The organism is Solwaraspora sp. WMMB335 (assembly GCF_049179075.1).
Taxonomy (GTDB): Bacteria; Actinomycetota; Actinomycetes; order Mycobacteriales; family Micromonosporaceae; genus Micromonospora_E.
Genome location: NZ_JBMHMF010000001.1, coordinates 3,681,552 through 3,706,660, shown reverse-complemented (window position 1 = coordinate 3,706,660; position 25,109 = coordinate 3,681,552). Strand labels below are relative to the sequence as shown.

Here is a 25,109-nt window from a genome sequence, read left to right as displayed (position 1 = left end):
GGGACGCCCGGTGGGGTGCCGGCGGCCCGGCGGCGGCACCGCCACCCGCAGCACGAGACCTGGATGCGGCGGGCGCTGGCGGTCGCCCGGGCGGAGTCCGTCGACGTGCCGGTGGGCGCGGTGGTGTACGGGCCGGACGGCGAGGAACTGTCGGCGGCCCGCAACGAGCGGGAGCTCACCGGCGATCCGACGGCACATGCCGAGATCCTTGCCCTACGCTCGGCGGCGGCTGCGCTCGGCCGGTGGCGGCTCGACGGCTGTACCCTGGTGGTGACCTTGGAGCCGTGCACGATGTGCGCTGGCGCGCTGGTGCTGGCCCGGATCTCCACGCTGGTGTTCGGCGCATGGGAGCCGAAGACCGGCGCGGTGGGCTCACTGTGGGATGTGGTGCGTGACCGGCGGATCAACCACCGCCCGGCGGTGTACGGCGGCGTACTCGCTCAGGAGAGCGCGGATCTGCTCCGCACGTTCTTTCGCTGAGCCGAGCCCGGATAGCTCACCTGACGTTACCGACGCAGGTCGGGTGCCCTCTGCGCGGCTCAGGCGGTGACGGTGTCCAGCGCGATGCGGATCATCTCGCTGAAGGTCTGCTCACGGTCGTCGGCGCTCATCTTCTCGCCGGTACGGATGTGGTCACTGACCGTCAGGATCGTCAGGGCCCGGGCCCGGAACCGGGCGGCGATCGTGTAGAGCGCCGCCGACTCCATCTCGACCGCCAGCACTCCGTAGTCGGCGAGCGTGTCGAACAGATCGGGCCGGTCGGTGTAGAAGGCGTCCGCGGCCAGCACCGGCCCTACCCGCATGTCGATGCCGTGGCGCTGCGCCGTGTCGACAGCGGTGCGCAACAACCCGAAGTCGGCCACCGGAGCGTAGTCGACCAGGCCGGCGAAGCGGACCCGGTTCATGTTCGAATCGGTCGACGAGCCGTTGGCGGCGATGACGTCCCGCAAGCCGAGGTCCTCGCTGAGCGCACCGCAGGAGCCGACCCGGATCAGTGTTTTCACCCCGTACTCGTTGATCAGCTCGTGGGCGTAGATCGAAGCCGACGGCATGCCCATGCCCGACCCCTGCACGGACACCGTCGTGCCGCCGTACCACCCGGTGAACCCGAGCATGCCGCGTACGGTCGAGTAGCAGGTGGCGTCATCCAGGAAGTTCTCGGCGATCCACTTGGCGCGTAGCGGGTCGCCCGGCATGAGGACCCGTTCGGCGACGTCGCCGGGCTTGGCTCCGATGTGCGTGCTCATGGCGATGATCCTGCCAGGTCGACAGCGGCGGATGCCGGCGCGACGTCGGTCCGGTTGGTCAGGTACCCTATTCGGCGGTGGTGTGTCCGAGTGGCCTAAGGAGCACGCCTCGAAAGCGTGTGAGGGTTCACGCCCTCCGCGGGTTCAAATCCCGCCGCCACCGCCACTGAGCAGGCGAAACGCCCGACTGGTCCGCGAGGACCGGCCGGGCGTTCGGCTGTCGGGCGGCTCATGACGTCGTAGATCCACCGGCCTGCCAGGCGTTGCCGAACGTGGCGGCCCGGTTCCGGCGTCCTCGGAGGTCTGTCCGTCAGACGTTGACGTGCGGACGACACGGTGGGTGCTCGCGGCGCAGGCGACGGTCGCGCTCGTCATCGTGCCCGCCGCCGCTGTCGACGTTTTTCATCCATGTCGCTCGATCGATTGGGTATCGGGGCAGACGGATCTGACCGCTGTCCAGGACGACGGGTCTCGACGGCGACCTCTTGAGCCGTACGGAGGAGGAACTGGATGACTCAGGTGATCTCGGGACCGCCGGCCGGTCCGGACGGGTCTGATCCGTACGTCGCCCGCTGCCTCGCCGACATCGTCGGGTACCAGAACGTGCCGAACCAGCAGACCCTCGATGTCGCCTTGGCATCGTTCGCTGCGTTACGTCCGGAATCATCGCAGCGGCCGAAGTTGGCTGCGGTCCTCGCGGTTGCCATGGTGAAGGCTGGGATGCTGCGTGAGCCGGACCGGGTGGGCCAGGCGGTGGAGTTGGCCGGGATCGCCGACACCGATCCGGCGCAGCCACCGCAGTGGCGGCCGGCGGCAGCGGCGATCCGATCGCTCGACCTGCTGATGGCCGCCCGTGACGGACGGCCAGGATTCGATCCGCACAACGGACTGGCCGAGGTACGGCGGTTCGCGGCGATGGTCGGCGGTGAAGAGCCGTACGCCACAATGATCGAGTCGTCCCGGCTCGGCGTGGAGCTGATGATCGGGATGGCCGACAGTGATAGCGGCTCGATGACCCGGGTGACCGCGCAGATGCGCCAGCTGGTCGACAGGTCGGGATCGACGGTCGACCAGCTGCGTGCGCAGGCGCATCGTGATCAGGCTGAGCTGCTTGACACGATGGCGAGGATCGCGGCGATGGCGCAACGGGGTGACGCGGCGGGTGCGTTGGCCAATTTCGACCAGCTGTACCGTCGGTACGAGCATCTGCCGGCGAACCATCCGCTGCGGCTGCAGCTCGACGGGGTGATGCCGGCGTTGAGACCGGTGCTGCGGATGTCGGGTCGCGGCGCGGTGGCCGATCCGGACGGGTACGGCCGCGGTGCCGGGCCGATCGACGCCGCGATGTCAAGTGAACTGGGCGGTTTGGCCCTGCTGACCGAGCAGCCTGGACTGTCCGACGCGGAACGCGCGAGCCGCCTGGCCACGCTCGCCGTGGCGGAGCAGGGGCTCGGTGTGGACGATCCGGCCATGCTGTCCCGGGCGATCGGTCGCTGGGAGCAGGTGATCGGTCTGTGCGCCGCCCACGATCCGCGTCGGCCCTTCTACCTCCTATCGGCCGGTGTGGCGCACCTGTCGCGGCTGGCGGCGACCGGCCGGCGGGAGGACCTGCACCGCGGCATCGACCTGCTGGAACAGGCGCAATCGGTGGCGGCGCACGCCTACTGGACGATGGCCGCCGTCCCGCTCGCTCACGCCTACCGGCTGCGGGGTCAATACGAGACGGCGAAACGGACCGCTCTGAGCGGCCTGCGCGGCCACGCGTGGAACGCCCTGCTGCAACCCGACCCGGTGGAGATCGCCAGCGCGGCTCGCTTCGCCGCGCAAGACGCGGTCGAAACGGCCCGCTGGTGTCTCAGCGACGGTGACGCGGCTGCCGCCGCGACAGCACTGGACGCGGGTCGCGGGCTGATGCTGTATTCGGCAGCCGAGACCCGTGAACTGACCAGCCGGCTTACCGGCCGCGGTGAGACGCGCCTGGCCGAGCAGTGGCGCCAGGCGATGGACCGGGGCGGTCCGCTGCAGGCACCGGCCGATCTGCGCCGGCAGGTGATCGCGGCCGTGGCCGGTGTCGGGTTGGACGACGCGGGCGTGCCGCTGGGCAGGCCGGCGGATGCCACCACCCGGCTGCTCGACCCGCCCGGGCCGGACGAGGTGCGCGCCGCACTGGCCGCCCTCGACGCCGACGCGCTGGTGTACCTGGTCCCAGGCGAGGACCGGGCCGGTGCGGCGGTGATCGTTTCCGCGGGGGAAGCGCCGACTTGGTGCAAACTGCCGGAGTTGAGCATCGCTGGTGGCGAGTTCGAGCGACTGGCCGCTGGAATGGCCGGCCACGCCGAGGATGTCCGTTCCAGGCGAGGGCCGGCACCGGCGGTCCGGGAGATGCTCGCCACCGGCGCCGCCCACCCGCTGGACGCGGTATGTGAGTGGGCATGGCGGGCAGCCATCGGCCCTTTGCTCGCACTCGGTCCGGGTAGAGCGGCTGGCCGCCCGTTGCGGCTGGTACTCGTACCGATGCGGGAACTGGCATCGATCCCGTGGCACGCGGCCTACCGCCTGGTCGACGGCCGGCGTCGGTACGCCATTGAAGACGCTGTCTTCTCCTATACGGTATCGGCCCGGCTGCTGTGTGAGACGGCCGCGGCCTCAGACGTGGCGTTGACCGGTGCCGGACTGATCGTCGGCGATCCCGACACGATCGGTGCGGGCGCTGAGCTGCTGGCCGCTCGGGAGGAAGCAGCGGCGATCCGGGCGGCGTACTACCCAGCGGCGAGGTACGTCGGACGGACCCCCGACGGCCTGTCGGTAAACGCCGGTACCGGCTCGCCAGGCGACGTGCTGGAATGGCTTGCCGGGCGCTGTGGGTCGATGATGCATCTTGCCTGCCACGGCGTTGTCCGCAAGGGCGCCAGCGTGGATGGTACGTCGTACCTGCTGCTGGCCGGCGGGCAGCGGCTCGCTGCGGACGAGTTGCTGCGTAGCAGGGGCGGCGGGCCGGTGCCGGCGGCCGGCCTGGCGGTGCTCGCCGCTTGCCGCAGCGGCGCGTCCGTCAGCGGCTACGACGAGGCGTTCAGCCTGGGGACGGCCTTGCTGGCGGCCGGTGTCCGGTCAGTGGTGAGCGCCCAGTGGAGCGTGCCGGACGATCCGACCTCGGTGCTGATGTTCATGTTCCATCACTATCTGCGGATCGCGCGGATGCGTCCGCTCGACGCGCTCCGCGCCGCCCAGCTCTGGATGCTCGACGGCGGGCGGCAGCCGCCGAAGGCCATGCCGCCGACCCTGCGGTGGCGACTCGACGACCAGCCGCCGGCGCTGGCCGCGTGGGCCGGGTTCACCCACTCGGGCCGCTGAGGCGGCTCCCCCGGGCGGCTGGGAATCGGCCTCAACGGCCGGCGTAACCCACCGCAGCCCAGCACGCGGGCTCGCCGAGCCGCCCGTCCCGCAGCACCGGCACGAGGTTGGCCGGCAGGTCACGTGGTGCCACCCGCACGGGATCGGACATCCAGCGCTGTAGCCTCCACACTGCTTCGGCTGGTGGCACGGCCTCATCCGTGAGCTTCGCGTGCAGGACGAACGTCATCAGCGCGGCAACGGAACGAGGCACCGGCCATTCCCAACCGATCACGCCGGCCACTCCGGCTCTGAGCAGCACGTCGGTCACCGCGATCCGCACACTGCGGTCCACGTCGGGCGGCAGGATCACCAGCCCGCCGGTGGCGTGGTCGTCACCGGCCGCCGCCTGGGCCAGGATCCGCTCGACATCCAGCCAGGAGTCCCCGCTCGCGGGATCTTCGGCCAGCGCCAGAGCTGGCGGCCAGCCGGCCCGGACGCCGCAGTCGAGTTGCAGCAGGCCGATTCCCGGCCCGGTCGGACCGGGAAGGTAGGCGAGTACCTCGGTGGGAGTGCCGGGTCCGTTCACCTGTTCCACCGTCCGACCGAGACCGATCGATCTGGGATGGAACACCCGCCGGAGCACCATCGTTTCGTAGCTCGCCGTGTCACGGTCGCCCCGCGGGTTCGCCACGAACACGGTCTGCCCGCCGATCGGCAACGGCTGCCGGGCGGCGAGTTCGACGACCTGACGACCCGAGGCCACCCGGGAGACGGCCAGGAGCTCACCGGCCGGGCGACCGGCCCGGTCCGGTATCGTGGCCAGGGCCAGCCGGCCGAGTGGACCGGTGCCGGCGACGAGTAGCCGACGCGGCGTCACGCCGGTGGGAAGCAGGCTCAGCAGCGGCTCGACGAGTCGGTTCCAGCTGCCGTCGGGCCAATCCACCGGCGGAGCCTCAGCCGTGGTGTCTGGCACGTCGGTCACGCCGAGCAGGGTCAACCGCCCGCCCTCGTCCAGCAGCAGGACGCCGGCACGGCGCCTGGACTCGTCGACCGGGTGCAGGTAGAGCAGGGCGTTCGCCCCGACCTCGCGCAGGGCTGCGGCTACCTCGCCGGGAGTCGGCGGTGTGGCCGGGCCGGACGTGGCAGGCTCGGTCGGTACGTCCACGCGCGCCGCTGCCAGCAGGACACCTGCCACGTCCCGGACCAGTGGGTCGAGGCCACCGACGGTCGTCGGCCGGTCGGTCGGCGTCGCCGCGCTGGCCGCTGCGGCGACTTCCAGCGCTTCGAAGGCCTCGAACGCTCCGCCGCTTTCGAGCATCCAGCTTGCGTAGCGTGCCGGACCGTCGGCACGGTTCCCGCCGGCACGCAGCGCCACGGTGGCGGTGAAGCGGGCCCGCTGGAGATCCTGCGGAGAACCAGCACGCCGGTACGCCTCGACCAGACGCCATTGCGAGGCCGCGCGGAGCGCCGCGTCCGGGGGAGTCAGCAGCGAGGCCACCGCCCGGGTCAGGTGGACTGACGCCGATCCCGTGTCGGTGTCCGGCTCGGCGAGGGCCAGTTGCAGGGCTCCGAGCACGGCTTCGACGTGGCGTGTGTCGGCCGGACCGCAGGGCAGGTCGGCCAGCTGCCCGACGGCCCGCCGCAGCGCGGCCTGGTCCGCGTCGATGAGCGCGGTCGCGATCACGGCGAGCGTTCGCAACGTCGCCGGTACGCTCGTGCGTGCGTGCGGTGCGGCATCGGCCGTCGCGCAGATCATTCCGGTCGCCGTACGGATCGCGGCCGGGTCCTCCGCCGCGAGGCCCGCGGCCACCGCGGCGATACCGACGGCGCTGTGTAGCCGCGAACGCCACGGCGAGTCGGCCGGCACTGCCTGCGCTACGGCGAGGAGCTCGCCCGCGTCGATGTACGAGTGGGCCTGGGACGTGGCCGTCACCCGACACAGCGCCGCCACCGCACGTGCCACCCCGAAGGTCTGTTCGGTGCCCGGCCGGTGGGCGTCCTCGGCAGCCGCGGCCGCAGCGAGTACCGCGTCGGCGAACTCTGCGGTCCGCTTGGCCGTCGCGGTCAGCGGGCCGGTCAGCGGGTGCCCTTCGTCGACGAACGCGGCCAGCCCGGCGACGGCTGCCAGTGCGGCCGGATGCTCGGCCGGGAGAATCTCGATCGCGGTCAGTAGCTGGCCGGCGGCCGCTGCCAGATCACTGCCCTCGTCGGGGCTGTCGGCATCGAAGTGACCCTTGCCGGCCGGGCCGGCGGGGCCAACGTCCTCGCCCCAACCGCCGCCGTCGTACCAGCCGCGTAGGAACAGTGCGACGGCGAGGAGGAACCGGTCGACGCCCGCGCTCGCCGGGTCGGCCTGGACCGTATCGGTGGCCGCCGCAGTCGTTTCGGCGACGGTGGCGGTGGCCAGCGCGACGGCCTCGTCGATCCCTTCGACCGAGAGGGCGGGTAGGTCCGGGCGGAGCAGGTAGGCGGCTGCCAGATACGCCTGGTCCTCCGCCGGTTCGTCGCCGACCGACGGTTGCCCTGCGGCTACCGCAAGGTGGACCAGCGTGGCGGCGAGTGCCTCGCGCAGCTGGGCGACGCCGACCGGCGCGACGCCGACCGGCGCGACACCCGACCGGGGCGCGACGCCGACCGAGGCCGACGGCTGCGCCGTACCGGGCACTGTGGCAGGTGCCGGCGGTGGCGACGCGGGTGGGAAACCGTGCATGACGGTGGTGGGACGGTCGATCGGTGGCAATGACAGCATCAGCCGCGGGTCCAGGAACACCGGCCGGTGTGGCCCGGCCAGCCCGGCCGATCCGGCCAGTCCGGCCAGCCCGGGGGCGGCAGCCGGACCGCCCGGACCGCCGCCGAATCCGCCGTCGAACTTGGCGCTGAGGGTCTGTAGCACGGCGAGCATCCGTTGCATCCGGCCGAAATCCAGCCCGGCGAGCCCCTCGGTTGTCATCCCGAGCAGGTCGCGCATTGACTCGGCCATGGCCAGCATCGCGTCAACCATGCCTCTCAGGTCCTCGGACAACACGGGTCCGGCCATGACCTGGCGGAAACGGGCGATCGCCCGGTCGACGTCCGCCAGCGCGCCCGGCTCCACGTTCTGATAGGACATCGACATGCCCATCGTGGAGAAGTGTCCCTGCGTCCGGGTGAGATAGAGCCAACCGAGGACGACCTTGGCCATGACGACGACGGTCGGCGGCAGCCAGTCGTGGTCGACGGATTCCTCGAGAAGTGAGATGGCCACGTCCCGGTCCGCATCGTCGCTGCCGTGCAGCAGATGCCGGAGGCCGCGCGTGTAGCCGAGCTTGCACGCCGCTCCCGCCCGTACCCGGTCGGTCGGCTCCAGATAACCGTACAGCTCGGTCAGCGCCTCGATCGCGGCGTCGAGATGGGGCCGACCGGCGTCATTGCCGAAACCAGTCTCCCAGTGGAGCCGGAGCAGGGCGTTCGCCAACTCGTCGAGTGGACGGCAGCGGATCGGCCCGGACAACTCGGCAAGCTCCTTGCGGATGGCGGCAATCGTCTCCTGGATCGAGGACACGACCCTGTCTCCCTTCTGCGGTGGTGCCTGGGCAAGCCGACCGACCCGAGCGGTTCACTGACCCCAGTGGACGAAACCGGCCCAGGCGATGACGTGAGCCAGATCGGGCTCGGTGACGTGGCGGCGTAGCGGTGCCGGCATCGCCGCAGGTGGCTCGCGGTCGGGATCGAGCATCCACAGCTGCGCTCGACGGAGCGCCTCCCGCACCGGGCACCGCTCTGTTCTGAGGAAATGGTGGAACATGAACATCATCAGCGAGGTCGTCCGGTCCCCGATGCTCCACTGGGTGGAGATCGCCGAGCGGACGCCGCCGGCAAGGAAGGTCGTTGCGAGGCTGTACGCCTCGTCGTAGCCGCGGCCGGACACACCGGTACGGCAGGCAGCGAGCACGACCAGCCCGATCTGCCGCTGCGGCGCGCCGGCCAGTAGCCCGGTCAGCTCTTCGGCGGTCAGCCGGTCGCCGCCAGCCAGCAACAGGTACGACGACGTCTCCTCCGGGTCGGCCTGGACCACCCCGTGACACGACAGGTGCAGCATGGCTCCGGCGCCGGGGCGGGTACTGGTCAGCCAGTCGCGTACCTCGTCGCTGGTGCCCGGTCCGGTAGGGCTGGTCGAACCGTCCGGCCGCCGGCCGACGTAGCGGGCTCCGGGGTAGAAGGCCTGCCGGATGGCGTAGGCCTCGGCGCGGGCGGCGGTCAGCTCGGCCGCTTCGTCGGCGGTGTCCGGGTCGCCGACCACCAGCCCGACCGGGGCCAACGGCACCGGCGGCAGCGCAGCCGAGTCGCAGAGCATCCGGGCGGACGCGGCCTGAGAGAACCGGGCCAACTGTACGGCGTACCTGCCGTCGGCACGGCGGGCCGCTGCCCATGGAACGCGGGCCAGGTGCCCCATCGGCACCAGCACGATCCGTGGCGGGTGATCGGTGCCTGCCGCCGGCCGGCGGGACAGCCAGTGCTCCAGCAACGGACCGATGGCCGCTCGCCAGGCCCAGTCGCACAGGGCGTCGAGGCTGTCGGCAGCCCGTGACTGGCTGGTTTTGACGTCCATTTCGCGTTGCTCGTCCCCGCCGGGCGCCCAACTGCCTCGCGAGGCGGCGAGGACGACGTCGCGGGTGGACAGCGCGGCGAGGTGGCGTGCCACATCGTCGTCGCCGTCGGTCAGCAGGTAGGGCAGCGCCAGGTATCCGGGTGGGCCGTCCGCCGGGGCGAACAGGGCCCACCCGGGCTGCGGGCTGGCACCCGGCACGAGGTAGACCAGCGCGTCGGCGCCGGTGGCCCGTAGCGCCTGCTGGATCTCGGGCACGCTCGGCGGGTCCAGGGGATCGGCCGGCGTGCCGGTCGCCGGCCGGGTCTCCTGCGACAGTGCGGACAGCACCTCTCGCCGTAGCTCGGTGTCGGCCTGCGCCGGGCCGTCGTCCGCTGTCGCCGCCTGCCAGCGTTGAGCCAGTTCACCGTGGCCGGCGGCGGTCAACCGGGTGCCGACGTCGCGCAGTTCGGTCGCCGCGAACAGCACCAGGCCACGCCCGGCGTCCAACGCCTGGATGGCATCGGCCGGCTCGTTGTCCATCAGGCACTGCCGGGCGATGTCCAGCGCGGCGTCCGCGGCGTCACGGGCCGCGACGCCGGCGGCGGCCGGATCCGACTGCAGCAGGACGTTCCAGGCGTAGCGCCGCAGTCCCGCCAAGGCGGAGGCACGCGCGTCGCCCGTCTCACCGAGACGACGGTTGACGGCCGAGAGAGTCTCACTGGCGAGCGACCACAACGGGTCGTGTGGACCGCCGATCATCTCGCGTGCCTGGGTGATCAGCCGTGCGGCTTCGGGCAGGCCGTCGACCCGCCCGGTGACCTCGGAGCGTCGCAGCAGGGCGAGCCCCAACGACAGGAGGTGGAATGCCTTCCTCGGATCGTCGGCCGGCGCCTCGGCGAGCACCTGGCGGAACTTCGTGATCCCCGCCTCGACTTTGCCGATGTCGGTCTCCCGGCCGCCGCGCAGGTCGCTCGCGCCGAGCAGGGTCTGGACGAACGTACGTTGCGCGTCAGGCGTGCCGGGCCGCTCGGCGAGTGCCCGCAGCGACGCGAGCTGCTCGTCGGTCGGCCCTGCGGCCGGCGCTGCCTGGCCGTCCGCTGGATCGACGAACTGGCGTAGGACGTCGAACGCCGTCTCGGTATCGCTCATCGCCTGAGCCATGAAGGGCATCAGCTCGGAGTCCTGGACGGAGCTCCGGAACTGGTCCCAGGCCCGCACCGTGTCGGCGTTGTCACCCTGGCGGTGGGCGTTCATCATCTTCATCGCCTGGACGAACACCTGCTGATGGCGGCCGAACGGGGAGTCGCCGCCGATCTCGTGCAGCGTCGCCATCTCCTTGGTCACCTCGCGCAGCGTGGCCTCGTCGCCCTGTTTCAACGCCCCGATGTAACGTGCGCCGAGCCGCAGGACCTGCTGCATCGACCGCAGCCGGGGGTCGTCACCGAGCGTCCCGCCGAGCTCGTCGAGTTGGGCGAGCATGGCCGGTGCGTCCACGGAACCCAGGTCGGTGGGATCGTGCAGGTGGCTCAGCGCGAGGGCCATCGGCCGTAGCCGGGCCCATTCGGTGCCCGTCGGCGGGCGGCGGTCGACGAGGTCGACCAGGCCTGGCAGATGGCGCAGATACTGCTCCCCATGCCGTTGGCTGGTCCGCAGGATGGCCGTGACCAGGGCCATTCCCATCTGGCCGCGCTCGGGCAAATCTTCGGGTAGCCGGCGAAGGTCGGCGACCGCCGCGTCGACGTGTGCGGGCGCGACGTCGCCGCGCAGCAGCCCGCCGACCGTCCGACCGCAGCGGTACAGGATCTCTGCCGTGGTGAAGCCGCCGGTGTCGGGCTCCCGGGTCATCTCGTCTCCTCGTCCCGGGCCGGCCTGGGCCGCCTCGTCGCCGCCGCCTGCTTGCCGGTCCTGCTGCTGACGACTGACGGACCGGGCAGCATCTCGAGGACCGCCTCGGCGATCCGGTCGAGCTGGTGCGGATCCGACAGCAGCGCGGTCACCCGGGTGCCCTCGTCCGTCCCGCCACCGGGGACACGGTCCAGCTCGTCGGCGCCGGTGCCGGCGCCGAAGACGGCCTGTAGCACGGTGCTCACCGCGCAGCGCCGGTCGTCGCCCCGGCGCAGTCGTGCCTCGATCGCCTCGACGGCCACCGCAGCCAGTTCGGCCAGTCGGGTGTCGTCTGCCTCGTACGGCTCGACAAGTGGCAAGTGGACCTCCTCGCGTGCCGGGTCCGCGTCGCTGCCCGGCCCGGACAGCACAGGTGCCTGTTTGTGGCCGAGTGGCCGCTCCACGTATTTCGCGTACCACTGTGGCCGCGCCCGCATCGCGAGCAGCACCCGGTCGACGTCCCGGGCCACTTCGGCCTCGCCGGTGCCGTGTCGGCCGGTGACGGTTGCCTTGCGTTCCGTCCAGGCGGCCAGCGGCCACAGGTTCAGCCCTGCGGTCGTCGGCACGCCGACCCAGACCAGCACCTCCAGGGCGAGAACGGTCAACCACTGGTCGTGGTCGAGGCCGTCGACGAGCCAGGCGGGCATCCGGGGCCGCTGTAGTGCCCCCCGCTCGCCGCGACGACGGCGGTGGGCGTCGACCGTCGCCGGGCCGAGCCGACTGGTCACCCAGCCTTCGAGATTGGCGATCGGGACCTTGGCGTTTTTCAATAGATCAGCTATGACCGCCTCGACGTCGTCTTGAAAGCGGTCGAAGCAGTCCGGCTGAAGCCGGTGCATTCCGGACGCGCATCGGTGGTGGCCACGCTGGATCTCGACCCGGCGCGTCAACCGGTTGTAGACCACCGGCCAGACCAGCTCGTAGGCGCCACTGTTGATCAATCGTCTGTCGGCATGGGACCCCGATGCCATCCGACGCGCCAAAAGCCCGTTGCGGGCAAGCGCGCGGACCCGCTCACCTGCTGGACTGGTCGATGACGCGCGAGGACCATCTGCGGTGCCGTCCGAACCCATCGACCCGTGCTCAAGTATCGCGCTGCCGCTAGACATGGTGCCCATCCCTTCCACACCACGACCGACAGGTCTTATTTGGACTGCTTCTGCGGAGGAGCCCCAGACTACGGTCACTACCCGTCATCGGGTAATGGCCTTCGGTCCAGGTTTGTCGAATCCGGTCGGTCGGCGGATTCGACCGGTCGGCTACCGGCGGGCGCCGCCGGTAGTACCGACCACCGAAATTCTTGCCCCGCCGCTGATACGCGATTGGACAATGACTGGACAACCTTTGTCGGCCTGACGCCACCGGCTTGTCGACGTCCAATCGGACGGGCTGGGAAAGGCCTTTGTCCTGCCTATTCCGCAGACGGCCGGCAAACAACTGCGCAGTAGTACGTACACCGCGTCGTCCGAACGTCACTCAAGCTTCGTCCGGAGGCTACTCTGGCCCAATCATGACTGGCAGCCCAGCCTCAGGGAGACCCCGTGCCGGCCGAACGAGATCTGGTGAGAGAGCTGATTCGGCTGCGCCACGGCTGGGGCCTGGCCGGCCCTCATCTGCGTGAGCGGGTCGGACCCTGGCTCACCCGACTCGGCGGTATCGGCGCGGTGGACAACGACCGTGTCGTCGCGGCGAAGCTGCAGGCCTGGCTGCGCGCCATGGTTACGGACCTGCCACCCGACCTTGCCCGGGCGGTCGTGGTCGCTTTCGGCATGGACCGCGCGTACCAGTACCGCCAACTGACGTGGCGGATCGAGCGTCTGGCCGAGGAACAAGCCTGCAGCGGGCGTACCGCGCGACGCCGGGTGGACGACGCCATCGGGTTGATCGTGCAGAGCGCCCTGGGCCGGCCGGCGAGGTCCACCGACCCCGACGGTACGGCGACTACCGGCAACACCACCGGTGCTGGAGCCGACCCGGAAACCGGTTGGTGCGTCCGTGCGATGCGATCGGGACTGCGATTCGACGCCGGCGGTGTCGAACTGAGCGAGACCCGGCTGATCGTGGCGCAGCGGGGTGGTCTGGAGCGGGTGGCGGTACGGCTGAGCGCCCCGGTCCACGCCGAAACGCCGCGAGACGCGGACATCATCGCCGAGGCGGTGTCCGGCGCCCGTATCGTCGGGGCGCAGCGGTGGCGCGACGTCCAGCACTTCCGCTGGGAACTGGCCCTCACCCGGCCGTTGGGCCGGGGCGAGGCACATGAAGTGCAGATGGTCTACCGCTTTCCGACCGGCTGGCCGGTGCGGCCGCACTACGTCATGCTCCCCCTCGTCGCCTGTGACCTCTTCCAGGTCACGGTGGCCTTCGACGCCCACCGACCACCGAAGGCCGTCTGGCGGATCGACGGGGTGCCACCGCGGATGCTCGACGACGAGACGCCAGGAGACCATCCGCTGGGTGTGGACGACGCTGCATCGGTGCATCAGGTGTTCACCGACCTCCGGCAGGGGCGTGGGTACGGACTCGGGTGGCGGCCAGCCGGTCGCTGAGCCGACCGTGGCGGTGCTCTGAAGTGGGCGCCGGCCGATCTATGGATCCGCCGTAAGCGTTCTACGTAGTTCTCGCCATGGATCGCCGTGTTCCCGTCGCGATGCTGGTCGTGCTGGAGGACAACCGGCGCCGCCGGGGCTTTCGGCCATGGACCGATCGACAACGCAAGGAGCTCGCGATGGCTACGCCCTCGACTCTCGTCTGCGCACAACCTGATCCGGCTGACCGGGCTGCCGACCGACTGCTCGCCGCCGTACTCGACGGTCCGGTCGAACCGGCGACCCGTCGGCTGCTGACCACGGCCGCGAACGGCGACCCGGTGCTGTTGCGGGCGCTCGTCCGGGCCGGTCTCGGGCTCGGCGACCTTGCCCGGGTCGACGGCTACTGGAGGTGGAACACCTCGGGTTCGCGTACCGGGCGGTTGGCGAACCTCGTCGAGGTCCGTGCCCCGCGCATCACCGGCGATCAGCTGACTGCCATGCGGATGCTGACGGAGCCCTGGAGCCGGCCGTACACCGTGGTCAACCAGGTGACGGGTGCCGCGGCCGGGCCTGGCGACCCGGCCACCACGTTTCAACTGACCGTTCGTGAGCGGCAGATTCTCGCCCTGCTGGCGGACGGTCTGACCGCTCAGGCCATCGGCCGCCGGCTGAGACTGTCGCACCGCACGGTGGCCAAGCACCAGGAGCGGATGTACCGCAAGTTCGGCACCGCCGACCGGCTCACCACCGTGCTACGGGCCCAGTGCCTGGGGCTGCTGCCATCCATCAGGGTGCGGGACACGCCGGAGGGCAACGAGAACTGACCTGCGTGCCCGCTGCCCGCTGCCGGCCTGCCCGCTGTCGGCCTGCCCGGTGCCCCGATCAGGGCACCGGGCAGGCCGGCATGGCCGTCAGCCGCCGATCGGAGGCTTGGAGATCTCGCTGGGCCGGGGGTCGCGGTCGAGGTCCAGGACCACCGTCGTCGACGCCTTGCCGTTGACGAAGACGGTCACCGCCCGGCCGGCACCGTCCTGCAGCGGCAGCTCGGCGACCGTACCCTCCGCCAGGGCGGACTTGACGAGGCTGACCACGCTGTCGACGTCCGCCTCGGCGATCGCCCACTCGGACTGGCCGATGATTACACGCTTGCGACTCATTTCTCCTACCTTTCAGTGCGATTCCATGTGAATATTCCAGCACCCTCGGCGGCAGCTCGTAAGTAGACGAATTGCGTACCTCCGGGTGACGGGAAATCTGTTCAGCCGGTTGCCTCTCGCCGGCCGACCGATTCGATGGTGAACGCGAATGAGAAGTCCTGGGCGCGCAGACGTCCCTGGGTCGGGTGACGGCCGACTCCGAATTCCTCGTGCGCCAGCAGCGACGTGCGGTAAAGCCCGATGCTGTTGCCGACAGCTGCGAGCAACAGCCGGTAGGCGACATTGATGATGACGGCGCTGGCGCCGACCGCCGCGACTGCGGCGGCCGCCTGCGGGGCCGCCAACGCCAACGAGGTCAACTGCAGACCGGCCGCCTGGACCTCCTGGCTGCCCAGCTGGTCGCGCAGCAGGTCGCTGAGCGCGAGACTGTCGGCGGTGTCGCGGGACACCCACACCGCCAGGTCGAGATAGTCGACCGCCGGACCGTGGTAGACGAGCATCCGGTCCAGCGGCAGTCGGTCGCCGTCGCGGACGTTGCTGAACCGCTCCGTCCGGGTGCGGTACGTCGGCGTCGTCGGGTCACCGTCGCCGGTCAGTACCACCGCGTCGACCCGGATGTCCGCGCCGAGCAGCGCCCGGTTGCGGTGCACCACCAGCTCGTCCAGCCGTACGGCCACCTGCTCCGGCGCGGTACCGCGCGGCGAGAGCAAAAGCACCGACGGGTTGGGGCGTCGATCGATCAGGAAGCCGGCTTCTTCCGGTTGCGGCCGGGGCAGCGGGCTCAGACCGAAGTCGACTGTCCGCAGGGCGTATCGTGCACCCGGTCCGGACGCCCGGCCCACGTCGCGCATGCCTCCGCTGGTCAGCTGGGCGAGCGCCTGCTCCAGCGGAGACTGGTCGCCGCGCACCGTGCCGCCGCGGACGCCGCCCTGCTGCAGCAGCCCGATGTCCTGCGGCGCGGAGGTGGCGATCAGCAGGATGGTCTCCGGTCGGACCGATGCCGGGACCAGCCCGGCGGGCCAGGTCACGGGCACCCCGCGGAGCTGCTCGTCGAGGTCGTCGTAGCCGAGTAGGTACTCGCTGTCGGCGGGCAGCCGGATCCCGGACGGGGCGAAATCGGTCAGATGGGTGATGCGGGCCGACACGCCGATGTCGACGAGGGAGACGTACACCGTGTCGTCGCCGTCGTTGCGCACCCGTACATAGAGCAGATCGCCCTGGTGCACGACGGCGTCGGCCAGCCCCATCGGCTCGGCCACGCCGTCGACGACCCGTCCCCATTCCACGGTGAGGGACTCGTCGAGCAGGTATCTCGGGTCCTCGCCGAGAGCTCGCAGCGCGGACGCCCGCGCGAGGCGTTCCAGGTCGGCGACTACCCGCCGGACGGCTGCCGGCCCAGTCGGGCGCGGAACGTGCAACGCGCCGAGTCGGTCGCACACGACATAGCCCGCGGACTCGTCGATCCGGACCTCGAACGGGGCGGACTCGTCCGGCCCGGCCAGTCTGACCAAGGGGTTGCCGGTGATCGCGGCGACCAGATCGGTGGTACGCGGATCCGGATGCGCCACCCGGACCGCTAGGGCGGGAGCGGCGGCCCGGGTGCGGTGCGCGCGGGCGCCCTCCGGCAGCGTGGTTCCGGGCCTGCGCAACCGCAGTTCGGCCTGTGCCGCCAGGCCGGCGACCCGCTGTACCCGGGCGGTGCCGATGCTCGCTTCGACGTCGAGCGGGACGTCCGCAGCCATGATGGCGAACTCGTCACCGACCTGCACCCCCAGTAGCGGTGCGCCGGGCAGGGTGATCCGGCCTGCGGACGCCGGCACCATCGGTAACGCGGCGATCGGTTCGGCCTCGCGCAGGTCGAACAGCAGACGACGGGACGGCCCCTCGGCTTCCGGCCGCTGGTTGGGTGCCCGGCCAAGGACCCGGCGACGGACCGACTGAACCAGCGTGAACCAGGTGATCGGAACGCTTTTCGCCGCTTCCAGCGCAGTGGTCAGCGCCTCGGTGAACATGCCGGTTCGTACGCCGGTGCCGTTGGTGTACTCGTACGCCGACTGTCGCGGTGCGCACGCGACGAGGCGCACCGCGTACGGATTGCCGACCAGGTGGCGCAGATCGGTCCGCAGACCGCCCGCGCGCTGGTCACCGATGTGCCGGCGCACCTGCTCGTACGCCCCGAGAGCCGGCCGGGGCAGCGCCTTCACCCGCAGATCCGGGTCATCGCGCGACATGTGCGCGCTGTGGCAGCAGTCGAGCACGACGACGACGTTCTGCGTCACCTGGGTCAATCGGGCCTGCAGGACGGACAACTCGACGGCGGTGATGCCGCGGAAGTCGTCCTCGGTGGTGTCGTCGTAGTCGGTCGGCACGATGAACTGCATCGGCATCGGGTCCGGCCGGCCGGTGGCACCACCGGTCGAATCCGTGGACGGTTCCGGTGCTGGCGGGGCGATGTATCCGCCATGGCCGCTGTAATACACGACCACGGCATCGTCCGGACCGGTGTCGCAGATCAGCTTTTCGTACGCGTCGAGGATACCGGCGCGGCACGCCGCCATCTTTTCGCGCCGTTCGATGGTGAACCCGTGACCGTCGAGGACCGTCGCCATCGACTCGACGTCGTTGTGGACTCCGGTCAGGCCACCGGTCTCGGCGCCGATGAGTAAGGATCTCCGTGTCACTGCCGCTCCTGACATAGACCGTAACGGACTCCGCTGTGGAGGTTACGGTTCACGCGTGGACCGCGTCACCGTTCAATGCTTACGATGTTTTGCGTACGGCCAGATTCGGCGCGGCTGCTGTCGGCGTATTCGATCCGACGAGAGTTCGTGTCCCGACGATCGGCCACACTGCCCGGACGACGATCCGATGTACGGTGTGGACGACCGGACTACGTGTTGTCCCGATCGGAGCACAACCGCAACCGATGGGCCGTCGCAGCCGCAGCACCCCGGTTGCCGACACCCATCTTGCCGAGGATGTTGGAAACGTGTACGCCTGCGGTCCGTTCGGTGATGAACAGCGACTGCCCGATCTCCCGATTGGTCTTCCCGGCGCACAGCATGCACAGCACCTCGCGTTCCCGGGAAGTCAGCCCGAAGGGATCGGGTGTCCGCGGCGCCGTCGGTGCCGGTGGTCGCTGCTGCTCGGCGAGTTCGATCCGTCCGGCGCGGGCCAGTGCCTCGATCTCGGCGCGTAGCGGACCGGCCGACAGCGCCTGCGCCCCGTGCCAGGCCTGGCTGGCCGCCGGGGTGGCCGCAGCCGCGTCACCGGCGGCCAGCGCGACCTCCGCCTGTCGCCATTGTGCGTACGCTCGTGGATAGGGTCGGTCAATGCTTGACCAGGCGGTTGCCAGTGCTGCCCACTGCTGCGCGGTGTCGGCTGCCCGGGCCCGGTCGAGTTCCGCGGCGCAGAGCTGTCGCAGCGCGTCCGCCTCGGGCCCCTTCGCCCGGCCGGCGACGGCCCGTCCGATCCGCGCGGCGAGGTCGGTGGCGCGGTCGACAGCCGTTGCCAGGTCGACGGCGGGTGTGCTGGGCACGGCACGCAGCAGCACACATTCGTCGGCCGCGGCCCGTAACCCGACCGCGCCGAGCCGGGCCAGGTCCAGCACGTCTTCCGCCCCGTCGAGCGCGGCCAGGCCGGTGGTGACCGCTGCCCGGGCCGCTGCCAGGTCCTGCCGCCAGATCGCCAACGCGGCGACGCAGGCGTGCAGCGGACCGAGGAACCTCGGGTCGGTGTTCTCCCGGCCGATGGCCCGTACGCTGTCCAACAGTTCTTCGGCCGAGTCGAACGAACCTTGGGCGACGCGGATCTCGGCGAGGGTCAACCGCGGGTACGCGCTTTCGCGTACCGGCCGGACGCTCAGCACCTCCTCGACCACCGTGGCCGCCTCGTCCCACCGGCCCAGCAACACAAGGGTGGCGGCGGCGTTGTTCGCCAGCACCCCGGCCGCCCGGGTCTGCTCCAGACCACGGCCCCGGGCGAGGTCGAGCCCGGCCAGTGCCACCCGTACCGACTCGGCCAGCTGCCCGGTGTGTTCCAGTGCCACCGCGAGGTTGCCGTACGCGCGGAGCAGGTCCTCGAGGTGGTCGACCTCCTCGGCGATGCGCAGCGCCGCGCGCAGGTGTTCCTCGCCTTCGGCGGCGAGGTCGAGCATGGTCAGCGCGAGGCCGAGGGTGTTCAGCGCGCGGCCCTGCTCGGCCAGCGCCCCGACGGACCGGGCCATCGCCACCGCTCGTCCGCCTTCCCGCTGTCCTTCGGAGTATCGACCCTCGCGTACCGCGGCGGTCGCCAGCCCGGCCAGCACCCGCGCGGTCACCGCGGCCGGCGGTTGGCCGGCCAACAACTGGAACGCCTGCCGGTACGTCTGGTGCGAGTCACCGGTCTCGCCGGCCTCCCACAGATAGCTGCCCAGGCGTTCGAGCAGCTCACCGGAGCGGCCCGGATCCTGTCCCGGATCGACTTCGGCGATCGCGGCGCGGACCAGTTCCACCGCCTGGCTGACCCGCCCCGCCCAGCGGGCGGCGTCGGCGGCTGCCGCGAGGACACGCTCGCGGGACTGGCCGGTGAGCGTCTGCGGGTCCTCGACCCGTGGCCACAGGCTCAACGCCCGCTGGTAGTGCTGCTCGGCCTCGCGGAACGCCCGGACCCGTACCGCCATCGCACCCGCCCGGAGCGCGGCGGTGAGTGCCTGCGGCAGTACGCCGGCTTCGAACCAGTGGTACGCGAGCTCCGTCGCGGCGGTCAGGTCCTCCGCGATGCCGATTCCCGGCGCGGCGGCGAGTTCGGCGGCCAGGGCGGCGTGCAGGCGGACCCGATCGCCCGGGATCAGGTCCTGGTACACCGCCTCGCGCAGCAGCGCGTGCCGGAACACGTAGGTGTCGTCGACCGGGTCGATCGTCAGCACATGCTGCGCGACACACTCACGCAATGCCTTGATCAGGTGTGCCTCGGGCAGATCGCAGACAGCCGCGAGCAAGCGGTGGCCGACCCGCCGGCCAGCAGTGGCGGCGACGCGGACGACGTCGGCGGCCTCGTCGGTGAGTAGCTCGAACCGGGACAGCATCACCTCACTGAGCGAGCTGGGTAGCCGGGCCGTCCTGGAGCCGGTAAGCATCCCCGAGACCATCAGCTCTTCGGCGTAGAAGGCGTTGCCGTCGGACAGCTCGTAGTACCGAGTCACCAGGTCAGGACCGATACCGGCGCCGGATGATGATCCGAGGAACAGCGCCAATTCGTCGCGGGTGAAGCGGTCCAGTTCGATCCGCTGGATCCGCCGGGTGAAGTCCGGCTCGGCCAGCAGCGACCGCAACGGATGGCGGCGAGGAAGATCATTTGAACGGTAGCTGTAGACGAGTAGCATCCGTTCGTCCGTCTGGGCTCTGGTCAGGTAGGAGACAAGATCGAGGGTCGAAGGATCGGCCCAATGCAGATCCTCGAAGATCAGTACTGTCGGGGCGTTCGCCCCGAACATGTCGAGCATCCTCAGCACGGCGCCGAACACCCGCAACTGCGACGTCGGTTCACCGGGCGCGACCCCGGTGAAGTCCGAGACCAGGTTGCTCAGTTCGACGTACGGCGGGCCGCCGAGCTGGCTTACCCGTGCTTCGCCGTGTTCGCGCACCAGGCGGCGTAGCGCGTCGATCAGCGGCGTGTAGGGAACGGCGCCCGTGCCGAGATTGATACAGGCACCCCATAGGACGTTCGCTCCTGATGAGCGGGCGTCGGCACCGAACTCATGTAGCAGGCGACTCTTGCCAACCCCTGCCTCGCCGCCGACCATCACCGTGGTCGCACTGCCACGAGTGGCGGTGCGCAGCAAATCGCCGAGTAGGGCACGTTCGGACTTGCGTCCGACAAATGATCTTCCGGGCGTAGCGAACCGGGGAGAGGACTGCCCAATGACCATAATGCCATCGTCGCGTGCGTACAGAGGACTGTCAGCCCTCGCGGCCGTGCGGCGGCGTACTCGACATACGGCTGTGGCTCAACGGCCATCGGGTGATGCCGGTGTGGATGAGTGGGTTGCGGCGATCCGGGGATACGATCGTGCGGTCGCGTCCGGCGCGGCTATCCGCAGTCGTCCTGGTCATCGGTGACCGGTGTCGCCTCGATCGCCCGACGACGCTCGTCGACATGCCTCGCGAGCTCGATCGGGTCGGTGCCGGCGGCGAGCGCGCCACGCCACGCGTCGGCGAGTTCGGCGGCCAACAGTTCGGTCAACCGTTCGCGGATCCCCGCTGGCAGCGGTCCAGGATCCGCCGCATCGCCGGATGGATCGACAACAGCCACTGCCGCCTCCGAGTACCTCAGTATCACGGCAACCTGCCGGTTAGCAGGATTTTCGCCAGGACCTGCCGGATCCCGTGCCACCGGACCGCGGAGCGCACGAGCCGGAAGCCGTCACCGTAAATCGGATCCGGGTTGGCCACCAGCGCGGCCCGCGCCGCCGCCGACACCGGATCGGTCCGGCGTTTCAGCCAAGCGTAGGCGAACAATTCGCAGACACCTTCCGATATCGTCGGCTCGGGTGGTACCCGACCGTTGAGAGCGAGCCAGGCATGGCCCATCTCATGGGCGACCGTGCGGCCGAAGTGTGTCGGTGGCAGACCGGAGACGATTTCGATTGCCGTGACCCTCGTCTGCCGGCCCGGGTCGGTGACCTCCTGCCGGGTCAACCCGAGCAGTAGGCCCGCGACCCTGGGACTGGCGCTGGTCGCGCCCTGCCCGGCGCTGACGATCCGTATCCGGACCGGCGCTGGCAGCCGTACGCCGAGCGCGGCCATCTCGGCGCGTACCGACGGCAACAGCCGGCGGGCGTCCTGCTGGGTCCGGACCGCGCCCACCTGGCAGTGCGGGCAGCACCACCAGCCGTCCGCGAACAGCCGCCAGCCGGGTGGCTGGTACCCCGCGGCGCGCCGTCCGGTGTCACGGTGCCCGGGTGCGCACCGCCCGTCGCCCCAGCGTCCGCAGAAGCCGCAGCTGATTCCGGTGGCCTGGGCGGCTGGCCGGCGGGCGCCGCCGTTCACCGCTGCTTCCACCGGCCGGTCGCCGGATCCCGGATCCAGCCCGTGGTCGACAGGGTCTCGCTGCGCCGCGGGGTCACGGTGCGACCACTGTCGACCACCACGGGCGGCAGTCGCCGGCCGGTCAACCGGAACTCGAAGTAGTCGCCCCAGTCGCGGGCCGACGGCCGGTCGGTGGGAGCGCCGGCCAGCGCCGCGCGTAGCAGTTGCCGGCCCGGCGGATCCAGAACGGCGTCGGCGCGGGCCGGGTCGCGCGTCGTCGACATCTGATCGCCATTGCTGAGACAGCGCAGTACGAACAAGCCGAACTTGTACCGGTCGGAGTACTGCGTCAGCGGGCGTTCAGGCGGATCCCAGTCCGGGGTGTTCAACTGGGCGACCACCGGCGCGTTGCCCCGGATCCGGATCGCGTCGCAGTCGACCAGCATCACCGAGGGATACGCACCGATGCGAAACAGCGCGTTGCGGGCGCTGAGATCGCCGATGATGAGGTCGTGGCGGTGCACGAAGTGCAGCATCAGGGCGAAGTCACGGCAGATCCGCAGGCGTTGCTCGCGGCTCGGGGTGGGCATGCCGACCCGTCGCGCCCGCGCCGGCGGGATCAACAGATGCTGCACCTCGCGCGGGGTCCGGTCCGGGCGGCCGGTGCCGGGCAGGACCCGATCCTGGAAAAACGTCGGCGGGATGAGCGGCAGCACGACTCCTCGGACCTGGCCGTCGTGCTCGATGACCCGTAGCGGCCAGGCCGCCAGCTGGTCCAGCCGGTTCCGCCGATCCGGTGTGAGGCCGTTACGGACCGAGACGAGCCGGCGCAGCCCGTACGGCGAGGGCCAAAAGTCCTTGTACAGCTTGGCCACCAGCGGTTCGGACACCCCAGACAGGGTCAGCCCGGGTGCCAGGTGGATCCGGGCCTGGCCGCCCTCGGCCAGCTGCGGACCCAGCCGGCCCAACTCGACCAGGCCGACCGTGGTGGCGGAACCGGCCTCAGTCGACATGGCGCTCGGCCCGCCAGACCGCCAGCACGGTGCGGTCGTCGTCGTGCGACTTGCGGGCGAAGTCGACCTGTGCCGCGAACGCCAGGGCAACGGGTGGCCGGCGCCACGTCTCGGCCAGGAACCGGCCCACCGCTCCGGTGCCGTCGCCGAGCGGGTCGCCGACCCCATCGGTCATCAGCACCAGCACGTCCGCCGCGGACAGCCGGATTTGGACCGGCGGTTCGACGTCGGGCCGTTGCAGCGGGATCGCCGCCACGCTGGCGGAGGCCACGGCTTCGCCGACCTTCGTCAACCGCTGCTGCGCCTGCCACCGTCCGCCGTCGCGCAGCACCCATGCGGTCGAGTCGCCGATGGAGAACACGTGCGCCTCGACGTCGTCCCCCCGAGCCTGCGTGCCGACCACCGCGAACAGGGCGGTCGCCGCGAGATGCGCTGCGGCTTCCCGGCAGCCGAGCGGGCCGGCGTCCGGCGTCCGATGGATCACCTGCTCGCCGAGCCGGATCACCCGGTCGGTGAGCTCCCGCGCGATGCCGGCCCAGTCGAGGGTTGCCGGCTCGGCACCGCGGTCGAGGATCGCCGCGACCGTCGCGGCCCCGTCCCGGGCGATCAGGGTCGCGGCCCGGTGTGACAGCCGGCTGTTGGAGACACCGTCCGAGACGACCGCGACGAGATACCGGTTGTCCGTGGTGCAGCGGAAGGCGTAGTCGTCCTGGCGGACCGTCCCGTAGTAGCGGTGCGACAGTCCGCGCACGCTGGCGGCACGTAACTCCAACGTCGGCACGCCGGCGTCGTCGACCAGACAGACTCCGTCGAGGACGGTGTCCGGACGGTCCCAGTCGGTCGGGTCGGGCAGCGGGCGGACCCGGCTGGCCGCGTTGCCCGGGTCGCCGACCGAGTACGGGATGGACGCGCCGGACCACTGCGCCGACGGCAGCTGTCGTCGGGCCGGGGCGCGGGAACCGGTGGCGCGGTGTCCGCCGTCGCGGACCGCGTCGAGATGCTCCATCGCCAGCGCGATGGCCGCGGGCTGGAGCTGCTCCGGGCCGTACAGATGCCGGGGCGACACATCCCCCGGATAGGCGGGCAGCGGCGGTGGCGTCCGACTGGCCGGTGCGTACCAGATCGGCACCAGGCGGGCGTCCGGGCGATCGCGCGTCAGATCGTCCAGCGCGGTCCGCCAGTCGTCGGCCGGCTGTCGATCGGTGATCAACAGCATCAGCGGCGGGCCGGCGGGTCCGGCTGCGGCATCCAGCGCGGCCAGCGCCCGCAGGCCGTCCAACGCAGCCGCGTACGGCCGGCCGGTCCGCCCCGCCGGCGGCACGTCGTCGAGCGAGACGTCGATGTCGGGCGACGCCCACGGTGGTTCCTGGTACGAACCCGGGCCGGCCAGCCCGAACACGCCGATACGTACCTGTCCGGCGAGCTCCGGGTCATGCCGGAGCGTGTCGACCACCGGCCACGCCTGCTCGGCGGCCCGGTCGGCGGCTGTCGTACCGATGGCGCAGGCGAGGTCGAACGCGATGAAGATGGGGACAACTGTCGTCGCCACGGGCCTGGTTCCTTCCTGGCTGGGCGCTTGTGGTCGGCTGCCGGTTGCTGTCGTCGGATGTCAGGGAACGTCCAGCTGACTGGGACGAAGCCAGCGAGTCAGACGAAGTCGGCCGGATCGAACTGCTGGATGCCCGGCGGCAGATTCGATTTGCTCGGCAGGATCGTGCCGGTGTTGCCACCGGCGAGGCTGTACCCCGACTGGATCATGCTGGAGATGAGGATCTCGGCGATTCCGGTGATCGCCGCTGCCGGGTCGAAGCCCTGTTCCATCATGTACAGCGCCATCTGCTTCGGCCCGTTGGACGGGTGGATCAGCGAACCCAGTACCGTCGTGTTCGCCATGTCCACGCCGCACGGGATGAAGTTCGGGTACACCTTCGACGAGGTGAGGTCGGCGAAGGCGGCTCGCCACGACGACTGGTCGTCGGTCGGCTCGCCGTCGCTGATGAACCAGACCGCAGGCCGGTGTACGACGTACTGGTCGGCCTTGAGCTGTGCGACGTTGGCCTCGATTTCGTGGCGGAGGGTGGTGAAGGCAGCCCCGTAGCTGGTACCACCGCGTACGGCCAGCGCCGGCAGCGCGAGTTTGGGATCGAGCAGGTCACACAGCGGGAGTCGGACCTCGGCGTGGTCGGAGAAGTCGATGAGCCCGAACCTGACCTTGTCGGAAAGAATGGGGTTCTGCGCGAGTGCGTCCACGATCGCGGGCATGATCGCGTTCGCCGCGTCCAGCTTGCCGCTGGACGACATCGACACCGAGACGTCGATGACCAGGTAGAACGGCAACAGTTTGGCACCTGACTGGTCCATGGAACCTTGTCC

At 70.8% G+C, this 25,109-nt stretch carries 16 protein-coding genes and 1 tRNA gene; 5 read left to right on the top strand and 12 right to left on the bottom strand.

Annotated elements, in window-relative coordinates; translation table 11 throughout:
• Positions 1 to 63 precede the first annotated feature (63 nt).
• Complete coding sequence (locus ACN27F_RS16040) at positions 64 to 480, top strand: nucleoside deaminase (RefSeq protein ID WP_421440246.1); 417 nt, start codon at positions 64 to 66, stop codon at positions 478 to 480.
• Between the two features lie 59 nt (positions 481 to 539).
• Here ACN27F_RS16040 and deoD read toward each other — a convergent pair whose 3' ends face one another.
• Positions 540 to 1,247, bottom strand: coding sequence for a purine-nucleoside phosphorylase (deoD, locus tag ACN27F_RS16035; RefSeq protein ID WP_421434330.1), 708 nt, complete (start codon positions 1,245 to 1,247; stop codon positions 540 to 542).
• 76 nt (positions 1,248 to 1,323) lie between these two features.
• On the opposite strand from deoD, the gene ACN27F_RS16030 reads away from it, so the two are divergent.
• Both ACN27F_RS16030 and ACN27F_RS16025 read left to right on the top strand, forming a co-directional pair.
• Positions 1,324 to 1,413 (top strand) — tRNA-Ser (locus ACN27F_RS16030).
• A gap of 344 nt (positions 1,414 to 1,757) precedes the next feature.
• Entirely contained in the window at positions 1,758 to 4,598 is a 2,841-nt protein-coding gene (locus ACN27F_RS16025; protein WP_421434329.1) for a CHAT domain-containing protein, read from the top strand.
• 31 nt (positions 4,599 to 4,629) lie between these two features.
• Here ACN27F_RS16025 and ACN27F_RS16020 read toward each other — a convergent pair whose 3' ends face one another.
• From ACN27F_RS16020 to ACN27F_RS16010, 3 genes are read right to left on the bottom strand one after another with little or no spacing between them, the layout of a single operon-like run.
• Positions 4,630 to 8,121, bottom strand: a complete 3,492-nt coding sequence (locus ACN27F_RS16020; RefSeq protein ID WP_421434328.1) for a hypothetical protein — start codon at positions 8,119 to 8,121, stop codon at positions 4,630 to 4,632.
• A 54-nt stretch (positions 8,122 to 8,175) separates the two neighbouring features.
• Entirely contained in the window at positions 8,176 to 10,992 is a 2,817-nt protein-coding gene (locus ACN27F_RS16015; RefSeq protein WP_421434327.1) for a CHAT domain-containing protein, read from the bottom strand.
• Positions 10,989 to 11,972 (bottom strand): hypothetical protein, encoded by a 984-nt coding sequence (locus ACN27F_RS16010; protein ID WP_421434326.1) that lies wholly within the window; start codon positions 11,970 to 11,972, stop codon positions 10,989 to 10,991. The genes ACN27F_RS16015 and ACN27F_RS16010 overlap by 4 nt, the downstream gene beginning before the upstream one ends.
• A 621-nt stretch (positions 11,973 to 12,593) precedes the next feature.
• Here ACN27F_RS16010 and ACN27F_RS16005 point away from each other — a divergent pair.
• Together ACN27F_RS16005 and ACN27F_RS16000 are read left to right on the top strand one after the other, a co-directional pair.
• Positions 12,594 to 13,577, top strand: coding sequence for a hypothetical protein (locus ACN27F_RS16005; RefSeq protein WP_421434325.1), 984 nt, complete (start codon positions 12,594 to 12,596; stop codon positions 13,575 to 13,577).
• 179 nt (positions 13,578 to 13,756) lie between these two features.
• Positions 13,757 to 14,383: a response regulator transcription factor gene (locus ACN27F_RS16000; RefSeq protein ID WP_421434324.1), complete on the top strand. Its 627-nt coding sequence runs from the start codon at positions 13,757 to 13,759 to the stop codon at positions 14,381 to 14,383.
• An 87-nt stretch (positions 14,384 to 14,470) separates the two neighbouring features.
• Here ACN27F_RS16000 and ACN27F_RS15995 read toward each other — a convergent pair whose 3' ends face one another.
• The 8 genes from ACN27F_RS15995 to ACN27F_RS15960 all read right to left on the bottom strand — a co-directional run bounded on the left by ACN27F_RS15995 (position 14,471) and on the right by ACN27F_RS15960 (position 25,097).
• On the bottom strand, positions 14,471 to 14,716 hold the full coding sequence (locus tag ACN27F_RS15995; protein ID WP_421434323.1) for a hypothetical protein: 246 nt from the start codon (positions 14,714 to 14,716) through the stop codon (positions 14,471 to 14,473).
• 101 nt (positions 14,717 to 14,817) lie between these two features.
• Positions 14,818 to 17,397, bottom strand: a complete 2,580-nt coding sequence (locus ACN27F_RS15990; protein ID WP_421434322.1) for a caspase family protein — start codon at positions 17,395 to 17,397, stop codon at positions 14,818 to 14,820.
• Between the two features lie 209 nt (positions 17,398 to 17,606).
• Positions 17,607 to 20,624, bottom strand: coding sequence for a helix-turn-helix transcriptional regulator (locus ACN27F_RS15985; protein ID WP_421434321.1), 3,018 nt, complete (start codon positions 20,622 to 20,624; stop codon positions 17,607 to 17,609).
• A 161-nt stretch (positions 20,625 to 20,785) separates the two neighbouring features.
• Positions 20,786 to 21,007: a hypothetical protein gene (locus ACN27F_RS15980; protein WP_421434320.1), complete on the bottom strand. Its 222-nt coding sequence runs from the start codon at positions 21,005 to 21,007 to the stop codon at positions 20,786 to 20,788.
• A 23-nt stretch (positions 21,008 to 21,030) separates the two neighbouring features.
• A complete protein-coding gene (locus ACN27F_RS15975; RefSeq protein ID WP_421434319.1) occupies positions 21,031 to 21,744 on the bottom strand; it encodes a protein DA1 in 714 nt (237 codons plus the stop codon).
• The gene (locus tag ACN27F_RS15970; RefSeq protein ID WP_421434318.1) at positions 21,741 to 22,736 is read right to left on the bottom strand and encodes a hypothetical protein; all 996 of its coding nucleotides are present in this window, start codon (positions 22,734 to 22,736) and stop codon (positions 21,741 to 21,743) included. The genes ACN27F_RS15975 and ACN27F_RS15970 overlap by 4 nt, the downstream gene beginning before the upstream one ends.
• A complete protein-coding gene (locus ACN27F_RS15965) occupies positions 22,726 to 24,285 on the bottom strand; it encodes a protein phosphatase 2C domain-containing protein (protein WP_421434317.1) in 1,560 nt (519 codons plus the stop codon). Before ACN27F_RS15965 ends, ACN27F_RS15970 begins: the two co-directional genes overlap by 11 nt.
• A gap of 98 nt (positions 24,286 to 24,383) precedes the next feature.
• Entirely contained in the window at positions 24,384 to 25,097 is a 714-nt protein-coding gene (locus tag ACN27F_RS15960) for a vWA domain-containing protein (protein WP_421434316.1), read from the bottom strand.
• Between the last annotated feature and the right edge of the window lie 12 nt (positions 25,098 to 25,109).

Bases quoted from the DNA above. Each gene is read 5' to 3' on its own strand.
- ACN27F_RS15995 (WP_421434323.1), bottom strand. From the start codon at position 14,716: ATGAGTCGCAAGCGTGTAATCATCGGCCAGTCCGAGTGGGCGATCGCC.
- ACN27F_RS15960 (WP_421434316.1), bottom strand. From the start codon at position 25,097: ATGGACCAGTCAGGTGCCAAACTGTTGCCGTTCTACCTGGTCATCGAC.
- ACN27F_RS15970 (WP_421434318.1), bottom strand. From the start codon at position 22,736: ATGTCGACTGAGGCCGGTTCCGCCACCACGGTCGGCCTGGTCGAGTTG.
- deoD (WP_421434330.1), bottom strand. From the start codon at position 1,247: ATGAGCACGCACATCGGAGCCAAGCCCGGCGACGTCGCCGAACGGGTC.
- ACN27F_RS16025 (WP_421434329.1), top strand. From the start codon at position 1,758: ATGACTCAGGTGATCTCGGGACCGCCGGCCGGTCCGGACGGGTCTGAT.
- ACN27F_RS16015 (WP_421434327.1), bottom strand. From the start codon at position 10,992: ATGACCCGGGAGCCCGACACCGGCGGCTTCACCACGGCAGAGATCCTG.
- ACN27F_RS16040 (WP_421440246.1), top strand. From the start codon at position 64: ATGCGGCGGGCGCTGGCGGTCGCCCGGGCGGAGTCCGTCGACGTGCCG.
- ACN27F_RS16000 (WP_421434324.1), top strand. From the start codon at position 13,757: ATGGCTACGCCCTCGACTCTCGTCTGCGCACAACCTGATCCGGCTGAC.
- ACN27F_RS15985 (WP_421434321.1), bottom strand. From the start codon at position 20,624: ATGGTCATTGGGCAGTCCTCTCCCCGGTTCGCTACGCCCGGAAGATCA.